The sequence below is a fragment of the Xenorhabdus sp. Sc-CR9 genome (assembly GCF_963897815.1).
Lineage (GTDB): Bacteria > Pseudomonadota > Gammaproteobacteria > Enterobacterales > Enterobacteriaceae > Xenorhabdus.
Map to the genome: position 1 here is coordinate 49399 of NZ_CAWQTY010000022.1, position 19924 is coordinate 69322.

Consider the following 19924-nt stretch of genomic DNA (forward strand, 5'->3'; position numbering starts at 1 on the left):
CGAAGTAACGTTTAAAACTAACTTTCTACAACAAAATACGCAACATACGGCGCAGAGGCTCTGCTGCTCCCCATAGAAGCTGATCACCAACGGTGAAAGCTGATAGGTATTCCGGTCCCATATTCAGTTTACGCAAACGACCAACCGGCGTATTCAATGTGCCAGTCACCGCAGCCGGCGTTAATTCCCGCATCGTCAATTCACGATCATTCGGAATGACACGCACCCAATCATTATGGGAAGCCAGCAGTGTTTCAATTTCATGGATCGGGATATTTTTTTTCAATTTCAGAGTAAATGCCTGACTATGGCAGCGCAATGCTCCGATACGAACACACAAGCCATCAACCGGAATGACATTATTGCCCGTGTTCAGGATCTTGTTAGTCTCCGCCTGACCTTTCCACTCTTCACGGCTCTGCCCATTTTCCAGTTGTTTATCAATCCATGGAATCAGGCTACCTGCCAGAGGAGCGCCAAACTGCTCCGTCGGCAATGCCCCACTGCGGGTTAAATCCGTTACACGTTTTTCAATATCCAGAATCGCAGAAGCAGGATCTTGTAACTTCTCTGCTACCTGATTATGCAGCATTCCCATTTGTACCAACAGTTCCCGCATATGACGGGCACCGCCACCAGAAGCTGCCTGATAACTTGATACCGATGCCCATTCAACCAAATCATTGGTAAACAATCCGCCCAATGACATAAGCATTAAACTCACCGTACAGTTACCACCAACAAACGTTTTAATGCCTTTATTCAGGCTGTTTTGAATGTGCTGATGGTTAACCGGATCGAGAATAATGACAGCATCATCATTCATACGCAGGGAAGAAGCAGCATCAATCCAATACCCCTGCCAACCCGCAGCTCTCAGTTTAGGATAAACTTCATTGGTATAATCCCCACCCTGACAGCTAAGGATAATATCCAGTGCGCTCAATGCGTCGATATCAAAAGCATTCTGTAAGACGCCTGATTTTCCGGCGCTATTTATTGCAAACTGAGGTGCAGATAACCCGTGTTGGGACGTTGTAAAGAAAACCGGATTTATTTCGTCAAAATCCCGTTCTTCCATCATCCGCTGCATCAATACTGAGCCGACCATACCACGCCAGCCGACAAATCCTACGTTTTTCATCATGTTTACCCTGCCTTGAAAGATATTCGTCAGACACCACTGACAGCATTAAAACTGACAAAATATAGCAAAAGGTGCAAGTATATTTACGGACTATAGCACCAGCATTTCTGCATGGATGCGTTTGCCATTTTTAAACCATATTGATGTATGTCCTACCATATCAAAATTAGAATTATCTATCGCTCTCCCCGGATTTTTGGCTCTCAAAAAAGGTAGAGGCATAATAGGTTCCGTTGTTCCGACTTTTGAATAGGCTACTTTGGCTGCCATAAAGGCAGTCTGGGCTTTCCGCTTTATAGAAAATTCACCAAAAGAAATCTGATAAATATCAGCTGGTTTAAACACTTCCTCATTACGTCGAGTATCTTCATGATATCTGTAACTCAACGTATGTTCATCAAAATGATTATGACGTACATTAATAACTCCCAAATAACCAATGACAATACTATTTGGGCACAATTTAGAAAACTCTGATGCGAAAGATTGCTCTACGTTGTAGGGAATATCTGAACTATCTTTCTTGCTCTCTGCCGAATGACAGATAATCAGCCGAATATATCGAAATCTATTTATTTCTATTTCTTTAAATAACTTGTCATATAATTCATTGGATGTCATTTTTTCTATGTTTTGATGCTCACCCGGAACAAATAAATATCCAATGAATTCTTTTTCATCATAATGTCCATGAGCACACACCGATAAACGCAGATGACCACGATAAGAATCTTCGAATGTATAAAACCCATAAAAAACTTTAATATTTCTCATAATAACCCTTCCTCGTATGCCATTATTTTCATACCCTATATACGACTGTAATGGCCGATCAATCACTCATTTATTATTAGAATTAAATATCAAAAACAAACAAGCGAAAAAAATGAATCAATTGAGGATTGGATTATGAGATGATCAGATAAATATCAATGCTATAGATATAGATGAGGGGAAAAACCTACAGCAGGACTGTAGGCTTGTGATTAGCGTTTCTTTTTCTTAACCCTGAACCGCCTTAAAACGCGGATTAGATTTACAGATGACATACAACCGACCACGACGGCGAACGACTTTGCAATCAGGGTGACGTTGTTTTGTTGTTTTGCTGTTTTCAGTGAACTCAGTACCTGCATTAATGATATCCTTCATTATTGACTATTAAAAACGCGGCCAAACCTTTCTGGGAACGCGCCGTGCTGCTTTCTTATGACACACTTCTTTGTTTATCCATATAAAAAGGATGTATTCCCAGTTTCATAAGCCCCAACGTAAATGTAACAATATAACATAACAATATCTCAACTTTCTGTTGTTGACAACTATCTTTTGATAATTTTCATGACATGTATTTTAGCTATTGACTGATCCGCGCCATCCAAACTAAATAAAAAATAATACCAATCGTTAGTATTAATAAGATTATAATTAACAAAATAAATAAATTACTTGGCAATTGATAAAATCATCCTATCCCTCACAAATTATTTCTTATTAGATTTTTCCACTTCCAAATCTTCCATTATGAGAAATTTAATTTATATTTATCGCTAATTTTAGCATTCATCATTTCATTCCGGCATAAACGAAAAAATCAAGCATATTTATTACTCACTATCTATAAAGAACATCAATAAATCAGGGTCATCTCATTCTTGCGATACGATTCAAAAAAAGCCTTTTTTCCCCGATTAAGTTATTTAAAAAAATGATTTAATTAAGTATTATTTAATAATTATTATCATATTGAGACAGCATTCTAATGGATCTTTTTTTTCAAAACTGCTTAGCTTTTCCGGTTGTTATTTTCAGCGGGCTGTTATTGATTATTTTGTTTTATTGGATATGCGCTGCATTTGGCTTATTCGATATTGATATATTAAATATAGATGCAGATAGTTTCGATGCTTCCTCTCTGGCTGGTTGGTTAACGAAACTCGGTTTAACCGGTATTCCGGTCACCATCATTATTACGTTATTTACGCTGATTAGCTGGCCATTCAGCTATTTCATCATGCATTTAATGCTCCGTTTCATTGAAACCGATGTGCTCCGCTATCTGCTTGGAACTGTCACTTTCTTTGTTGTGACATTCATTGCTTTATTGCTGGCAGCAATGTTATTGCGCCCGTTGAAACCTCTCCTGTCCAAACTCAATCGCTCTAACAGTGTTGATAACCTGATTGGCAAAGTTGCCGAAGTTCGCTCCCCGATTGTGACTGAGCAGCGTGGAGAAGCGCTGATGGAAAATAACGGAGCCAGCCTGATCTTACAGGTACGGGCACCAGAAAGTGATGGCATCACTCGCTGCGATCGTGTCGTGATAATCAGCTATGACGCATCGACCCATAGTTACACTGTGGTCAGTGAAAACGAATTCAAATTGTAACGGGTTGTTGTAACAACGTGTTTTAAAGGATTAGTTAACCCCAAACAAATTCGCCCCAAAATAAAATGGAGAAATACATGTCAGATATTTCCATGGCAGATTTCATGCCTTTCTTGATGATTATTGCGACGATAATTATCGTCATTCTGGGTTTCTTCGGGCTTTTCAAAGCATTTTATATCAAAGTCCCGCAAGGAACGGCACTGATCGTCAACGATATGTCATCCCAGCCGAAAGTGCATTTCACTGGTGCATTGGTCTATCCGGTGATTTACAAAAAAGAGTTTATGCGCATCTCTCTGTTGACGCTGGAAGTCGATCGCCGTGGTAAAGATGGCCTGATCTGTAAAGATAACCTGCGTGCTGACATTACCGTTGCATTCTACCTGCGTGTTAACGAAACTACCGAAGACGTACTGAAAGTCGCCAAATCTATCGGTGTGGAGCGTGCTTCTGACCATAACGCAGTAAATGCCCTGTTCAGTGCCAAATTCTCAGAAGCCCTGAAAACGGTAGGTAAACAATTCGAACTCTCGAAACTGTTTGAAGATCGCCAAAACTTCCGTGACCGCATTGTTGATGTGATTGGTAAAGATCTGAACGGCTATGCACTGGAAGATGTTGCCATCGACTATCTGGAACAAACGCCAAAAAACTCACTCGACCCTAACAATATCTTTGATGCGGAAGGTATTCGCAAAATCACCGAAATCACCGCCATTCACAATATTGAAACCAACCAGAAAGAACGTGATCAAGAACTGGCTATCCAGAAAAAAAACGTGGAAACCCGTGAAGCTAGTCTGGCATTGGAACGTCAGCAAGCGGATGCAGAAGCCCGTCAGAAACGTGAAATTGAGAGCATTCGCGCCCGTGAATCAGCCGAAACACTGAAAGTACAAGAAGAAGAACGCCTGAAAGCAGAACAGGCCCGTATTCAGACCCAGCAAGAAATCGAAATTCGTGAAGAAAACCGTCTGCGTGAAGTAGAAGTGGCTCAACAAAACCGCTCCCGCGCCGTCACTATTGAAATGGAAAAAGTGATTCGCGCACAGGAATTGGAAATTGTTTCCCGTGAACGTGAAGTGGAACTCCAGCGCATCGATAAAGAAAAAGCACTGGAAGAAGAACGCAAAAACATCTCTAACGTGATTCGTGAACGTGTTGTTGTAGAAAAAACCGTAGCGCAGGAAGAAGAACGTATCAAAGAAGTCCGCATGATCTCTGATGCTGACCGCCAGAAACAGATCACGATTATTCAGGCTCAGGCTAAAGCAGAACAAGAACTGGTTCGTCAGGTAAAACAAGCCGAAGCGGATGAAAACAGTGCCAAATTCAAGGCATTGGAAATCAGTACCATGGCACAAGCGGAACTGGAAGCAGCAGCCAAACAGTCAGAAGCGAAAAAACGCATGGCCGAAGGTATTGAAGCCGAAGAAGCCGCATTGGGTCTGGCTGAAGCCCGCATCCGTCAGGCTAAAGCCGAAGTTGAAGAAAAAGAAGGTTTGGTACAGGCGAATGTGATTGCAGAGAAATTGCTGGCGGAAGCTCGTGGCACACAAGAAAAAGGTCTGGCAGAAGCACGTGTTCTGGAAGCTCAGGCCAACGCAGCCGAGAAGCAAGGTCTTGCCGAAGCGAAAGTTCTGGAAGAGAAATTAGTAGCGCAAGCCCGTGGTGAAGGCCAGCTCGGTTCAGCACAAGCAGAAGTTATCCGTCAGCGTCTGAAAGCAGAAGCCGATGGTCTGACCGACAAATTCACCGCGATGGGCAATCTCAATGATACCGCTCGTAACCACGAAGAGTTCCGCATGCAGCTTGAGAAAAACTTCGAACAAGCGATGGCGTCTATTGCCGCCAACAAAGATATTGCCAAAGAACAAGCCGATGTTCTGGCTGCGGCACTCAGTAAAACTAACATTGATATCGTGGGTGGTGATGGCAGCTTCTTCAATACCTTCTCCAAAGCACTCAGCGTGGGCAAGGCCATTAATGGCGTGGCAGACAAAAGTCCTCTGGTAAAAGATGCCGTACAGAAATTGCTGGCTGGAAAAGGAGAAAAAGGGAACAGCGAAAAAGAAGTCGGGGAATCTAAACTGAATCTCGATTCACTCCTGCAAAACCCGGAAGTGCAGTCTCTGGTCAATATGTTTGGTTCAAACAAAAAGAACCAGAACAAAAATAGTACCGAAGAGTAATAAGCAATGTTCATCCGTCACAGATAACTGTGGCGGGTTTCCCCTGCACTAAACCATACAGGGTGTACTCAAAGATATTCTAAATCATACGGCATGAGCTTCCAGAGTATCTGTACAGTGCCCAAAACCAGAATCAACGCCATTAAAATCAATCTTGAGCAAGGAAACGTGTACGCCATGTCAGATAGCCAAGTGAATAATCGTGAACAGGAATTACTGGATAATGCTGTCGCAAAAGGCGGAGCCTACGATATCTTACGCAATCGCCTGTCTGAACAAGGCCAGCAGCTATATGAAAAAGTCAGTCTGCTGAACACCCGACGTCTGGAAGAGTTCGGTAAAAACCAGACTGACATTATCGGGCGTATTCGCATCCGCACAGAAAACAACTGCGTTGCCCGCGATATCGTTCGGGTCGGTAATTGGCTGCTGTTTGGCTACAACGTATTCCTTGGCTTAAAAAAAGAAACACGCGTTGAAGATGTTTTCTCCCTTTATAAGCTCAAGAAAGAAAATGACGAATATGATGTGGAATCTGTCCCGCTGACAGGCACATTTCTCAACATCACCAGCTTCGTACAGGACTTCCACGAACTTTACACTTACTACAAAAATACCCAGCTGCTGGAACTGGTTGAGCGCGATGGCAAACTGCTTGCCAGCTTCCAGATTGGTGAGAGAATTACCGATATTCGTGTGTTTCGCTGGGCAGTTTCCAGCGATAAAACAGAAATAACTTATATTGATAATCGCGGTGAGCGTGATATCGCCCTGCCTCCAGCCTACGATTTCGAGTGGCAGAAAACCACACGGGAAAATACCGTAAATGGTCGCTATCCACATATGAACATATTGGATACCGTATTTGTGGAAACCATCGGCGGTGACCTGACTATTAAATGCGAAAACAACACTGAAGATGGTCTGGGGATCTACCGGGAAGCTGTACTGGATAAAACCCAGTCCTTGGATGACGCACAAATAGAATACGTTCAGGCTGGTAGCCTGATACTCCTGAAAATCCAGCCTTACCGCGAAGAGTCCTGGCGTTATCTGGTCTACAACACGCTGACCCAAAGCGTACAGCGCATTGATGCCATCGGTTTAGCCTGCATTCAGCTGCCGGAAGATCACGGTATTATTTTCCCCGGCGGTTATTATCTGCAAAGCGGGGAATACAAAACATTCGATCAACCGATGGATGGAATGCGTTTCCGCCGGGTTCGCCGCTCTCCAAATGGCGAAGATGTCATGTACATCTTCTATGAGCCAAAACTTGGTCGTCTGGCACTGTTTAATTACAACCTGATCGAACGTAAACTGCAAAATCCACTGTTCGGCCATGGCTATGCCATGCTAGAAGATGGTCAGATGGTGCTGTTTGAAGGACAATCAGAAGAGCCGACCCGAATCCATCCGATGCAGATTTGGCAGACCCCCTTCTATTCTGACGAATATGCCGCCCGCCAACCAGCAAGAAACAGCTTTTTGGGACGCATCGGTAATGCTGAGTTAGTTCGTGGTATTTCCGATCTCTACCATATTGCCAAAGAGATTGAGCAACAGCATATTTCCTCCCTGCTCTATGAAAAACTCTGCCAAGATGCCCGCCGCCTGACCGATATCTACTATTGGCTCCATGACGAACACTGCCTGAATATCTCTGAATTACTGAAAGAAATCGCCAATACTGGCGAAAAGGTATTGGATGAATACGAAAAAGTAGAGAGCATCCGGCATCAGTCTATTCGGGCCATGAATGAAGCAACATCGTATCAGAAAGAGCTACTGTCTGAGATGTTGCCGGAAAGCTGGACAGAGACTCAGCAATTTATCGATAACTTAAACCGTTTAAGCATCCAGCGGGGTCACTTGATCACTCTGCGTGATCACCGTTATATCGACCTGTCCCGCCTTGATGAAATGGAAACGCAACTGGCTGATAACCATCAACACATTTCACGGGCAACAGCCGAATTCCTTGCCAGCGAAAAAGCATTACAGCCGTTTAACCAGCAATTACAAGTGCTGGAGAAACAGGTTCAGGCCGCTGCCAACAGTGCCCAGCTCACTGAACCGCTGGCGGGCATGGAGAAAATGTCCACTGATCTGGATATGCTGTCGAACCTGATGGCTTCTCTGAAATTCGAAGACACCACTCAACAAACCCATATCATTGAGTCAATTTCTGAAATTTATGCTCTGCTGAACCAAGCTCGGGCCAGACTGCAACAGCGTCGCAAGGAACAGGGAGCCATTGAATCAGTGGCTCAGTTCGGAGCACAATTTAAATTATTCAGCCAAGGGATCACCAATGCCCTGACGCTCTCTACCGATCCAGAACGTTGTGACGAACAACTTTCCCGTCTGTTGATACAACTGGAAGAGTTGGAAACCCAATTCAGTGATCACGATGAGTTCTTGAATGACATTCTGGGCAAACGTGAAGAGCTGCTAGAAACCTTTGAAACTCACAAACAGTCATTGCTGGATGAACGTCAGCGCAAAACCCAGAATTTACAGATTGCAGCAGAACGCCTGCTGGACAGCATCAGCCGCCGGACAGCGAAATTATCTTCCCTTGATGAACTGAATGCTTTCTTTGCTGCTGATGCCCTATCGCTGAAAACCCGCGAAATCATTGAGCGCTTGCGAGAGCTGAAAGACAGCGTAAAAGCAGATGATATCGATGCCAAATTCAAAATGGCACGTGACCAAGCCATTCGCAGCCTACGGGATAAAACTGAAATTTACGAAGATGGCGGCAACATTATCAAACTTGGCCCCCGCCACCGTTTCAGCATCAATACCCAAGAGTTGGATCTCACAATCCTGCCACGGGGCGATCACCTCTATCTGCACCTGACCGGGACGGATTATCAAGAGTCGATTGATAGCCCGGAACTTGAATCCCTTAAACCCTATTGGTCGATATCCTTTGAATCAGAGTCACCAGAAGTTTATCGCGCAGAGTACCTTGCTTATTCAATGATTTACGCTGCAAGCAAAGAGCATGATGGCCTGACACTCGAAGGGCTGAAATCCCTGCTGAGTAAGCCGGACATACTGGAAAAATCCGTCCGTGAATTTGCCTCTCCCCGCTATAAAGAAGGTTATGAAAAAGGTATTCACGATCATGATGCCGTCGTTATCCTGCGCAAATTAATTCCTGTAGGAGAAAGTGCCGATCTCTTGCGATATAATCCTCATGCCAGAGGAATTGCGGTGCTATTCTGGGAACACGTTCAACGGGAAGAACAACCTGCATTGTGGCCGGAGCGCGCCCGTACCTGCATCAATATTTATCAGCTTTTCCGCAATGATGCCGGTTTACTGGATCTACAGGCTGAAATCGGAGCAGAAATCCGCCTATTCCTTGAACGCCATCCCATCAAATGTGAACCTTACCAGCAGACCCAAGCTGCGGAATACCTGAGTTTGGCATTAAGCCGGACGGCTGAAGAATTCAGCTTCAGCAAATATGCCCGTACTTTATTGGAAGGACTGCAATCTGAACTGGAAAAAGCCCATATGTGGGGGGATTTCAACCACTCACAGCAAAACCTTGGCCAGCGTTTCGCCCAGCGCTGGATGCTGGTGGAAAACTGGCTGAATGGTCTCTGTTCCCTGCCCACATTTTCCCCGTTGAAAGGCTATATTTCAGAAGCCGTTGCGCTGGTTTTATTGGAAAAAGCACTCAATTTCACTGCCCGTTTTAGTGAAGTAGACCTGCACTTTACCGTCACTGATTTGATTGGCGAACATCCTTCTATCGTCAATCAATCACTGACCTTAAGCCTTGATGACTATTTCTGCCGGATGCGCAAACAGCGTAAAGTGTTTATTCCTGCCTATCATCGTTATCAGGAATTGCGCCAAAGTGTTCTAAGTCAACAACGCCAAACGTTACGGCTGCATGAGTTCAAGGCAAGGCCTCTCAGTTCGTTTATTCGCAACAAATTGATCAACGACGTTTATCTACCACTGATCGGCGATAACCTTGCGAAGCAGATAGGAGCTATCGGAGAAAGCAAACGTACAGATCTGATGGGGATGTTATTGATGATCTCCCCACCCGGTTACGGCAAAACAACATTGATGGAATATATTGCCAATCGCCTTGGGTTGATCTTTATGAAGATCAACGCCCCTGCGCTGGGGCATGATGTTTTGTCACTCGATCCGGCTCAAGCGCCAAACGCAACTGCCCGCCAAGAGCTGGAAAAACTGAATCTGGCACTGGAAATGGGCAATAACGTAATGCTGTATGTGGATGATATCCAGCACACCAATCCTGAATTCTTGCAGAAGTTTATTTCCCTGTGTGACGGTACTCGCCGTATTGAAGGGGTTTGGAAAGACCAGACTAAAACCTATGATATGCGGGGCAAAAAATTCTGCGTGGTAATGTCAGGTAACCCTTATACCGAATCCGGCGAACTATTCAAAATCCCGGATATGCTGGCAAACCGCGCTGATATCTATAACCTCGGCGAAGTGTTGGGTGGTATGGAAGACGCTTTTACACTGAGTTATATCGAAAACAGCCTGACCTCAAATCCGGTACTGGCTCCACTGGCATTACGTGATATGAACGATCTGTACCTGTTTATCGATAAAGCAATGGGTAAACCGTTCTCCAGCAATGGCCTGAGTTATCCCTACAGTGAAGCTGAAATCACAGAAATCGTTTCAATCCTCGAGCGCCTGCTGATGATGCGGGATACTGTGTTCAAGGTAAACCAGCAATACATAGCCAGCGCCGCGCAATCGGATAAATACCGGACAGAGCCGCCATTCAAATTGCAGGGCAGCTACCGCAATATGAACAAACTCAGTGAAAAAGTTTCCTCAGTCATGAATGCCGCAGAAATACGTCGCATTATTGATGATCACTATTTAGGTGAGGCTCAATTACTGACAAGTGGTGCAGAAGAAAACCTACTCAAGCTGGCAGAAATCCGCGGCACAATGACACCAGAAGAGGCGCAACGCTGGCAACAAATTAAACATGATTTTATGCGAAATAAAGCACTGGGTGGCGATAATGCTGATGTGGGTGATCGCGTTGTTGCTCAACTTGCTGATTTAGTTGAAAGTGTTCAGGCGCTGGGAAGTCATTCGAAGCATTAAGGTAACAAAAGAAATGGAAATAATGACACAATACCCTGACCAGATACTGGCTTTGGTTTCGGTTATCTCTAAAGATATGTTCTATGAACGAGATATTTTCACAACAATAAAAAATAATATCTTATTTTAATCAGGAAAATCATTGATATATTATTTCCAATTTTAGTTGTGAGGCAATGATGACTATATGGTTCAAACAACGCTTTCATATCCTAACCGGGTTAGCATCAATACTTATCACCATACAATTACTTGATACCTTAACCGGTGGTGCATTAAGCCATTTCGGTATTATTCCCCGCTATGCCCAAGGGTTGATCGGTATCCCATTATCCCCTTTCCTGCATGGTAACTGGGAACATTTATTCAGTAACCTTCCCGCACTATTGGTATTAAGTGCGTTATTGATGACGCACTCCATTCGTTATTATGTACTAGCCAGCCTGTTTATCATCTTTGTGGAAGGTATTCTGGTCTGGCTATTTGGCCGTACTGCCATTCATGTTGGTGCCAGCGGCTGGATTTTTGGCTTATGGGGGTTACTGCTGGCTAACGCTTACTTCCTGAGAAGAGCCAAAGATTTCTTCTTTGCCATTCTGGTATTCATCTACTACGGAGGAATTGCCTTCGGTTTGTTACCATGGCAAGAAGATGTCTCAACCGAAGGACATATTTTTGGTGCCATCGCCGGGCTGGTTTTCTCTTGGCTGACCAAGAAGTGGCTCATCCCTCATCGTTAGATTTAAGTTATTGAGAATGTAACATTATCCGCATTTTACATACTCATTAATAATAAACAGCCCGTTATGATGACGGGCTAACTCCTCTGATATTTCAGCTTATTCATGACTTCGTCGCTTCCAATAAATTCCGTTTCTTTAAAAATTACCTCCACCGTAATGCGACATCATCTACTGGCTGCCCCAGTACCTCTTTATCCTGTTTATAATCATGGGATACATACCAATTGGGGCTGCGTCCCTGACGTGGAATGTGTTGTTCACTACGTTCCACATAACTGGATTGCAGGGCACCAAAAATATTTTCATCCATCAATACTTCACCTGATTGAGCTTGTGCTGTCACAACGGTAGCATTGCGGCGATCCATTTCATTTAATAAACGGCAAAGATACTCTGCTGACAAATCAACTTTCAGCGTCCAGGCATTATTGATATAGCCAAACAGATAAGCGAAATTAGGGATATCCTGTATCAGTGTCGCTTTGTAGCACATACGGGTCTGAGCCTGTTGTTTTTGACCATCAATGGAAAGTTGAATTCCCCCCATTATATTCATTTGCAATCCTGTAGCCGTTACGATGATATCGGCAGGTAATTCCTTTCCGGACTGTAACAAGATACTGTTTTCCGTGATCTGTTTAATCTGGTCAGTCACAATATCCGCTTTACCTTCGCTCAATACCTTAAAAAAGTTACTGTCCGGAACAAAACATAACCTTTCATCCCACGGCATGTACTTTGGCGTAAGGTGTTTCATATCAAAATCAGGGCCAACTTTCCTTCTTGCTCGTCCCAGCAAAAAAGATTTCAACTGGTTAGGAAAATGCCGGCTTATTTTATATAACATACTGAAAAATAGTATATTTCTATTCCTGCTCAACGAGTAAATCCAGCGTTGTGGAATAATACCTTTTAGCAACTCTGCAATCTTATCTCTTCCCGGTATTGAAAAAATATAACTGGGTGAACGCTGTAGCATGGTGATATGTTTAGTCTCATCAGCCATTGCAGGCAACAAGGTGACTGCGGTTGCGCCACTTCCAATCACAACGACTCGCTTTCCTTTGTAATCCAATTCCTCAGGCCAATGTTGAGGATGAATGACAGGGCCTTTAAAATCGTCAAGACCAGAAAGCTGGGGTGAATAAGGTGTATCGTAGTTGTAATAACCTGTCGCCGAGATAAGGAAATGACAGGTAAATTGCCGGGTTTCCCCACTGGCTTCATCAATTGCAGTAACAACCCATAGGGAAGTTTGATTTGACCAGTCAGTTTGAGTGATTTTAAGCCCAAACTGGATTTTGTTTTTAATATCATACTGTTCTGCCACTTCATGGATATAATTTTTAATTGAAGGACCATCTGCAAAAATACTGGTCTCTGTCCAAGGACGGAATTTATAACCATAGCTCATCATATCTGAATCAGAACGAATTCCCGGATAACGGAATAAATCCCACGTTCCCCCTATCGTATTGCGACGCTCTAAGATCCCGAATTTTTTATTAGGACATTCTCTTGCCAAATGACAGGCCATACCAATGCCAGCAATGCCAGCGCCCATAATCAAAACATCATAATGATTATTCATGTTATCTCTCCCGAAAAAAGGTGTTTTAATCAGAATAGTATTCTGTGTAATATGTTATGTTATTTTTTATTTTCAGGAGTAACCATTTGCTTTTATGTTGGGGGAGTATCACTATATAAAGGAGCAAAATATAAATGAGTAAAGTAACAGTTCCATTAGACATTTAACACATGGAAATAACTCTTTGAATAATTACAAATTACTACCACCTTTAGTATCAATATTGCAGACACTTAACCTAACTGAATCTGCAATGAGTAAAATACTAAGTTAGTCTTGAAAGTGAAATTAATAATTACAACAATAAAAATAAGATCATAAAAAAAGGATTAATGATGAACTTATCAAATCCAAAAATAATTATTTTCTTTTTGGCTTTTCTGCCTCAATTTGCGGCTAAAAATGGAAATACAACACCAATTCCACTCCAGCTATTATATTTAGGTTTAATATTTGTCGTTATTGCTTTTTTAGTCTTTACATTCATATCCTATTTATCTGGTTTTTTAAATAGAATTTTGTCGAATAAACCATCAATACAAGTCGTTTTAAATAAAATAACAAGTTTAATATTTATAGCGTTAGCGATTGATTTGGCGGTTAATCAGTTTTAGATGATGCGAAACAGCTTAATGTGCAGCCATCCGGCCGCACAGGAGAAATGAAGTTCTTTGACCACTGAGAAAAAATAGTAAAGCTCTCAGAACAACACCATTATCTTGTCTTCTGTTTCAATATCGTGAATGCAATAAAGCAAATTACTGACATTCCGAAACAATAAGCTACCAGTGGCCAAGCGGTGTCGCTATCAAACACCAAAGTCATAAGCGTTCCCACTCCACCAACAATCAGACTTTGAATGCTGTAGTACAGCGCGACAGCAATGCCAGAAGCGTCGCTAAAATCCCGAAGCGCTCCATTCGCTGTAACCGAAACGACGAACACCATACCAACCGCAATCAACCACATTGGCATCACGAAAGTAATAAACGAGGGTTTCGAGAAAACAGCGCAAGTCGCTAAAACAATAGCTCCTGCCATCATGGTAAATAAGCCTCGGATGAAACTTCCCGAAATGTTCCAACGTAACACAAAAAATTTAACGAAACGCGCTACGACAATCATGACGATTGCAACCGTAGCAAACGCCGCACTGAACTCCATCTGAGAAAAACCAGCACGACTTACTAACACAAGGGGGGCTGTAGAGAAAAACACAAAAAATGACCCCATCGCAGTACTGAATCCAAGTGTGTAAACCCAAAAAGACTTGTTGGCCAAAATCGACACAGCAGCCAATCCGTGTGTATTCCGTTTAGGCGGTCGTGTCTCATGCCATTGGGGTAACGCGCGACTAAATGCCAATAACCCCAACAAACCAAGAGTCACGAAGATCCCTTTCCAACCAAAAACAAGCGCAATGGCCGAACCGAGAATAGGCCCGAGCGCAGGCACAAACGCCAGCATGGAACTGAATAGGCCGTAGATAATGCTACTTTCCGGTCTGTCAGCATAGACATCCCGAACTGTAGCAAAAGTCGCGACCAGAGCTGCCGATGCGCCCAATGCCTGCAAAATACGCAATATGACAAACAAAATTCCACTGCTTGTCATGGCAAGGGAAAAGGACGCTATAGAAAAAAGCAGAACCCCACCTAATACCACGGGTCGGCGACCGATACGATCGGACAGAGGGCCAAAAATCATCTGCCCCAACCCGAGTAAAAGTATGTAAACGCTCAGCGTCAATTGGATCATAGCAGGTGAAGTATCAAGTGCTGCTGGCATAACCGGGATGACCGGCAAATACACATCCATTGCCAGTGAAGCGAGGAGATCAATAGGAACCATCAGCACGAGCGCTGACGATAAAGAGTAGCCCCAAACGGGCGTAGTTTTAGTAGACATGACAAAAATCCGCTCAGAAAGTGAGATCCGGCGGCAATCTGCCTATTCATGATTAACGAGAGGAGATCACCGCAACAACTGCTAATGAAAAACGTTGTTGCGGTTTAGCGAACTGTTTGTAGGATGGGATCCATATTCGTATCCTTATGATGTTATTTGATGGTTTATAGCCTATAAACTTCAAGTATAGAGAGTATATTTCCCGTTTTCCTTTTGACCCAAGGAAGAGTGCCTTCAATTTACTGACAAGGTGCTGATGTTTATCCGGCGCTCTGCTTGAGTGTATTAGATATGAGGCGTACCTATTCTGTTAAAATCAAATACTATCTTGATATTTACCTATTTCCTGATTTAGGCATTCCAATCGTTTTACCAGCGTTTTTCTTCTTTCTATATGCCTGGCAAATATCTGATAGCGTGGAATAAATTCTGCCAGTGCGTTATTCACGCGATAAGCATCATACAGATCTTTCATTTCTCTGGCCGCTTTATCATAGGCACTTGCATGGCCTTGCTCACTGTATTTCTTCACATTTTCCCAGTGAACTTCTCTTGAGGAAAAGACAGCATCAAGCCGCTTAATTGCTGCAAGCCACTCTTGTTCACGTCTTTGTTCTTCAGCCAGTAAACGTTCACGAGCTATTTCTTCATTCGCAGCCTGCCAATAAGCATTAAGTGACGAAGGACTCAGCCAATATTTATAATCATTGTGAGTTAATGGCTGATAAATCAATGAGCGAGCCTGATTAGCCGTGAGTTGCCCTTGCTCAAACAAAGATTTCAATAGCAGATCCTTATCTGAGTCAGACAGACTGTTAATTTGTTCTTCTGCGGTCAGATGTGTAACCTTTGCGGTATGTGCCTGTGATGATTTAAGCAATTTATCCAGGGCATTATACGCTTCAGGAGGGATACCAAATAATTCTGCAAAGGCATATTGAGCCTCAGATAATTGTTTAAAATTGAAATTAATCAGAGGCAGTTCATCCAATGTCTCATTACCATCAAATGCACTTTTCAGCCAAGGCAGATATAACAGGCGATAATCTCCTTCCATCAGCTCAGAACGTAACTCAACTAAATGATCTAAATAATCTTTTGCATCGTCATCGTCCATATAATAATCATTTTCTTCTACGGAAAAGATGAATAACAGATAGTTTTCCCCTTTCTCGCAGATTACGGAATCTCCATCCTCAATGCTCATAAATGCCAAAGGGATCGTATCTGGTGGCACTTTCAGGTAGCAAATAACCTGTCCCCAATCTGCATAATAGAACCCCACATCAAAGTACTGAGCCATTAATTCAGCGGGTTCAGCCTTCAAATCACTATAGTTATAATGAACAGTAAAATGATTTGAACTTATTTCGGCGCGGCTTGAGATAGTTCTCAGCTCGGCTTTTTGCTTCGCAGACAACACACCATCAAGTCGTTTAAAATGATAATATTGATATTCACTCATGGTTAAATCTCTATAAATTTAGATTCACATAATATTATAATCATCTCACTAACTCACGGCGCTTTTGGTTCTCCAAAACTTCTTCTGCCCGCTCAAATGCCGCACTCAGGATAAAAGCACTTAAATCAACACCCGCAACCTGATCTGCCTGACGTAAAGTTTCTTTTAGCTCAGTGCTGGTTTTTAACTCTATATGGGCATTTTTAACCTCTTTGTGAAGTTTTTTTACCGATATCGTTGCCATTTGGGTAACTCCGGTTTATTTCTATGAGTGTTTGTTTATTGTACTGATGGAAGTTAGCATTGGGTGGGATAACAAGCAAATATGTACGGCTATCAGCCGTACATATAAGATGAAAACATTAATGTGGTCAGATGGGATTTAACTCTTTTTGCGGCCTCGTTTTTCTGGTACAGCTAATTCACGTTCTGCTTTTATTTTCTTCAACAAGGATTCTGCGCTGTTTTCGCCACTAATTAAATCGGGGTTATCTTTACGCCACTGTTCTGTTAATGCACCACGGAAGGCTTTCGCCAGAATGGATTGGGTGAGATTGTTAACGCGCTGTTGTGCTTGGATGACCTGTTTTTCAATGGAATCTGCCCACGCGAATAGTTTTTCGACGCGACGGACGATTTCGGTTTGTTCTTCAAGAGAAGGTACTGAAATTTCGAAAGTTCTCAAGCTAGATAAAGACACTGTTTTTTGTGCTGTTCCGGTTGCTAATTTTTCTGCCTGAGAAAAAACAATAGGTGATGCAAGAAAATAATATAAAAAACGGTAATTAATTATCTCATGATTAGGTTTTATGATCGCAATATGTCGCTGAAAACAAAATTGTTTATTTTTCTCAACAATAACAGGAATCCCAAAGGAGCCTGTAACGGTATAAAGTATATCATTTTGTTGAGGTTTTCTAATTGCTTTTAATGAAAGATAGTAATCTTCAGGAACCCATCTATTAATATTTTTAAAATTTATAGAACCGTTACTTATATCAGAGATTACTAAAAATGGGATACCAATTTGTGATCTTGGTGGTGCTTGATGATCCCCGTCAGATACACTAATGCATAATTCATTTAATTTCTTTTTTGACCAGATATTCTGATCATAATTATTAGTCAATTTCCCACTAACAGCAGCACTCAACACCGATTGACGGAATTGTTTTAAAACTTGAGGAATTTTATCAAGGTGAGATTTTATGCTGTTGACTTGAGACAGCAAAGTATCGAGTTTTTGCGCTATGTTTTTTTGTTCCAATAAAGGAGGAATAAAAAACTCTAACTCTTTTAAAAATTTAAAATGCCTAGAGTATCCTTTATTAGGTATATCTAATGCTTGTAGCTGGTAATATGAAAATCTAGGAACCAGATAAGGTAAGGATTTTAAAACTTTAACGCCATCAGCACCAGCTACAAAATTGAATTCAACCCATTTAACAACTCTTGTGTGATCACCAAAGACCACAACGGGTTCATTAATTTCTATAAGTTTTGATGAATCATCAATATAACCAGTTATATAATCTTGGCTTTGATCAACAACAGGATATTTTCCTTGGGGAAGGCACTCTTTAGTTTTTATCTTCTTACCTGTTGTGGATATTTGAAAAAAAGCATCAGCAGCAACAATACTACTCCAAGATAATAGCTTTTTATCCATTGTTTCCATTCCCTAACAATTCATTCAGCAATATCTTCTGGGCATCAGCTTCTTCACCAGCCCCTAACTCACGCATCAGCGCATCTAATTCAGCCAATGCCTGAACCAGCTCACTCATTGCTTCTCCCGCTAATACGGAAGGTTCCGGCAGGCTAGCCGCATCAATGCTGTTATTATCTTGTAACCAAGTAATATCCAGCGAATCGTCTCTGTTTTCTCTAATCCATTTACGGCTGAACATACGCCAGCGACTGGTTTTTAGGCGTTCTTCTGTGTTCTGATTTTCTGAGTCATCCGATATTTCAATCTTGTCAGCGCTAAAGCTCCATTCTCCTCCAGTACGAGGACTTGAGCCATCAGCTAATTGACCATAAACGGTTTCAAACGGTTTTAAATATTGCTCGGTAAAAGGAGTACGCTTACCAAAACTCGGCATATTAGTACGCAGGTCATAAACCCAGACATCTTCAGTGCAATTTTCGTCCTGAAATTTATCTTTTGCGCTACCTTTGTTAAAGAACAGTACATTGGTTTTCACGCCTTGAGCATAGAAAATCCCCGTAGGTAAACGCAGGATGGTATGTAAGTTACATTTATTCATCAAATCTCGACGAACTTCTGTACCCACACCTGCTTCAAACAGAACGTTATCCGGCACAACAACGGCAGCACGGCCACCCGGCTGCAAATTACGATAAATATGCTGTAAGAATGCTAACTGCTTATTCGTTGTTCTATAGGTAAGATCATCACGGGTGATACTGGCTTCCCCGCCTTTGGAAGTACCAAACGGAGGATTGGCAAAGATAACATTGGCTTTTGCCAGACTTGCTCCAACCATTCCCAGCGCATTCCCCTGAAGGACAACCCCTTCTTCACCGCCATCCATTTCATGCAGCAAACAGTTCATCAATGCCAAACGGCGGGTAGAAGGGACTAACTCAACACCAACAAATGCTTTGGTTTTCTGAAATACTTTATCCTTGGCTGATAAACTATAAAGATCATCGGTATTACTTTTAATATATTTATCAGCGGAAACCAAAAATCCGGCGGTTCCCGCAGCAGGGTCTTGAATCAATTCTCCCGACTGTGGCTTAAGGCAGCGCACCATGCTGTCAATCAGTGGACGTGGTGTAAAGTACTGACCTGCTCCTGATTTAGTTTCATTAGCATTCTTCTCCAGCAAACCTTCATACAGATCACCTAACCCATCTTTTTGAGCGCTATACCAATCAATTTGGTCAAAATCACTGATTAATTGTTTTAGATGGCGAGGTTCACGCAGGCGAGTCTGAGCATCGGCATAAATTGCACTGATCAATGGGTCAGCATGTACAACCTTACCTTCAGCATCTTTTCCTGTGGAGAGTTTGAGCAGTATTTGTTTGTAGTCATTCAGTAAGGTAATACCAGATTTACTATTGAGATCAGTCCAGCGACAACCTTCCGGTAATGTATGTTTATCTAAGGTGTTGGATTCAGTTTTTTCATGCACCATCTTGATAAAAAGCAGTAAAACCAATTCGGTGACATAATCGCTATAGTTAATGCCATCATCCCTCAGCACATTACATAGGTTCCAGAGTTTTTGTACAATATCGTTGTTGCTCATGATCTCATCCGTAAATCACCTTACAGTTACCCGCAAGGCGATTATTAAAAAAGTGTCTATCAAAGGTAT

12 protein-coding genes and 2 pseudogenes are annotated in these 19924 nt (G+C 42.4%); 5 read left to right on the forward strand and 9 right to left on the reverse strand.

Annotated elements, in window-relative coordinates; all coding sequences use genetic code 11:
- Nucleotides 1–25: 25 nt before the first annotated feature.
- From asd to ykgO, 3 genes and pseudogenes are all read right to left on the reverse strand, one after another.
- Nucleotides 26–1144, reverse strand: a complete 1119-nt coding sequence (gene asd, locus AACQ81_RS01250; protein ID WP_237386046.1) for an aspartate-semialdehyde dehydrogenase — start codon at nucleotides 1142–1144, stop codon at nucleotides 26–28.
- Between the two features lie 93 nt (nucleotides 1145–1237).
- Nucleotides 1238–1921 (reverse strand): hypothetical protein, encoded by a 684-nt coding sequence (locus AACQ81_RS01255; RefSeq protein WP_237386023.1) that lies wholly within the window; start codon nucleotides 1919–1921, stop codon nucleotides 1238–1240.
- Between the two features lie 212 nt (nucleotides 1922–2133).
- A pseudogene (gene ykgO / locus AACQ81_RS01260) lies at nucleotides 2134–2251 on the reverse strand (type B 50S ribosomal protein L36); the annotation flags it as partial.
- 658 nt (nucleotides 2252–2909) lie between these two features.
- Between ykgO and AACQ81_RS01265 the strand changes: the two are divergent.
- The 4 genes from AACQ81_RS01265 (at nucleotide 2910) to AACQ81_RS01280 (ending at nucleotide 11604) form a co-directional block, all read left to right on the forward strand.
- Complete coding sequence (locus tag AACQ81_RS01265; RefSeq protein ID WP_237386025.1) at nucleotides 2910–3536, forward strand: ubiquinone biosynthesis protein UbiH; 627 nt, start codon at nucleotides 2910–2912, stop codon at nucleotides 3534–3536.
- A gap of 77 nt (nucleotides 3537–3613) precedes the next feature.
- Nucleotides 3614–5731 carry a flotillin family protein gene (locus AACQ81_RS01270; protein ID WP_237386026.1) on the forward strand — a complete coding sequence of 706 codons (2118 nt, stop codon included), beginning with the start codon at nucleotides 3614–3616 and terminating at the stop codon, nucleotides 5729–5731.
- 177 nt (nucleotides 5732–5908) lie between these two features.
- A complete protein-coding gene (locus tag AACQ81_RS01275; RefSeq protein WP_237386027.1) occupies nucleotides 5909–10864 on the forward strand; it encodes a DNA repair ATPase in 4956 nt (1651 codons plus the stop codon).
- 179 nt (nucleotides 10865–11043) lie between these two features.
- A complete protein-coding gene (locus AACQ81_RS01280) occupies nucleotides 11044–11604 on the forward strand; it encodes a rhomboid family intramembrane serine protease (protein WP_443089526.1) in 561 nt (186 codons plus the stop codon).
- A gap of 145 nt (nucleotides 11605–11749) precedes the next feature.
- On the opposite strand, the gene AACQ81_RS01285 is transcribed toward AACQ81_RS01280, so the two are convergent.
- Nucleotides 11750–13198 (reverse strand): flavin-containing monooxygenase, encoded by a 1449-nt coding sequence (locus AACQ81_RS01285; protein WP_237386029.1) that lies wholly within the window; start codon nucleotides 13196–13198, stop codon nucleotides 11750–11752.
- 287 nt (nucleotides 13199–13485) lie between these two features.
- On the opposite strand from AACQ81_RS01285, the gene AACQ81_RS01290 reads away from it, so the two are divergent.
- Nucleotides 13486–13812, forward strand: a complete 327-nt coding sequence (locus AACQ81_RS01290; protein WP_336885667.1) for a LysE family translocator — start codon at nucleotides 13486–13488, stop codon at nucleotides 13810–13812.
- Nucleotides 13813–13912: 100 nt separating this feature from the next.
- Here AACQ81_RS01290 and cml read toward each other — a convergent pair whose 3' ends face one another.
- From cml to AACQ81_RS01315, 5 genes and pseudogenes are all read right to left on the reverse strand, one after another.
- Nucleotides 13913–15106, reverse strand: coding sequence for a CmlA/FloR family chloramphenicol efflux MFS transporter (gene cml / locus AACQ81_RS01295; RefSeq protein ID WP_237386031.1), 1194 nt, complete (start codon nucleotides 15104–15106; stop codon nucleotides 13913–13915).
- 316 nt (nucleotides 15107–15422) lie between these two features.
- Nucleotides 15423–16571, reverse strand: a complete 1149-nt coding sequence (locus AACQ81_RS01300) for a hypothetical protein (RefSeq protein ID WP_237386032.1) — start codon at nucleotides 16569–16571, stop codon at nucleotides 15423–15425.
- A gap of 49 nt (nucleotides 16572–16620) precedes the next feature.
- Nucleotides 16621–16815 (reverse strand): annotated as a pseudogene (locus AACQ81_RS01305) (type II toxin -antitoxin system TacA 1-like antitoxin); the annotation flags it as partial.
- Between the two features lie 138 nt (nucleotides 16816–16953).
- Complete coding sequence (locus AACQ81_RS01310) at nucleotides 16954–18240, reverse strand: restriction endonuclease subunit S (protein WP_237386033.1); 1287 nt, start codon at nucleotides 18238–18240, stop codon at nucleotides 16954–16956.
- The gene (locus tag AACQ81_RS01315; RefSeq protein ID WP_237386034.1) at nucleotides 18233–19855 is read right to left on the reverse strand and encodes a class I SAM-dependent DNA methyltransferase; all 1623 of its coding nucleotides are present in this window, start codon (nucleotides 19853–19855) and stop codon (nucleotides 18233–18235) included. The genes AACQ81_RS01310 and AACQ81_RS01315 overlap by 8 nt, the downstream gene beginning before the upstream one ends.
- Nucleotides 19856–19924: the final 69 nt, after the last annotated feature.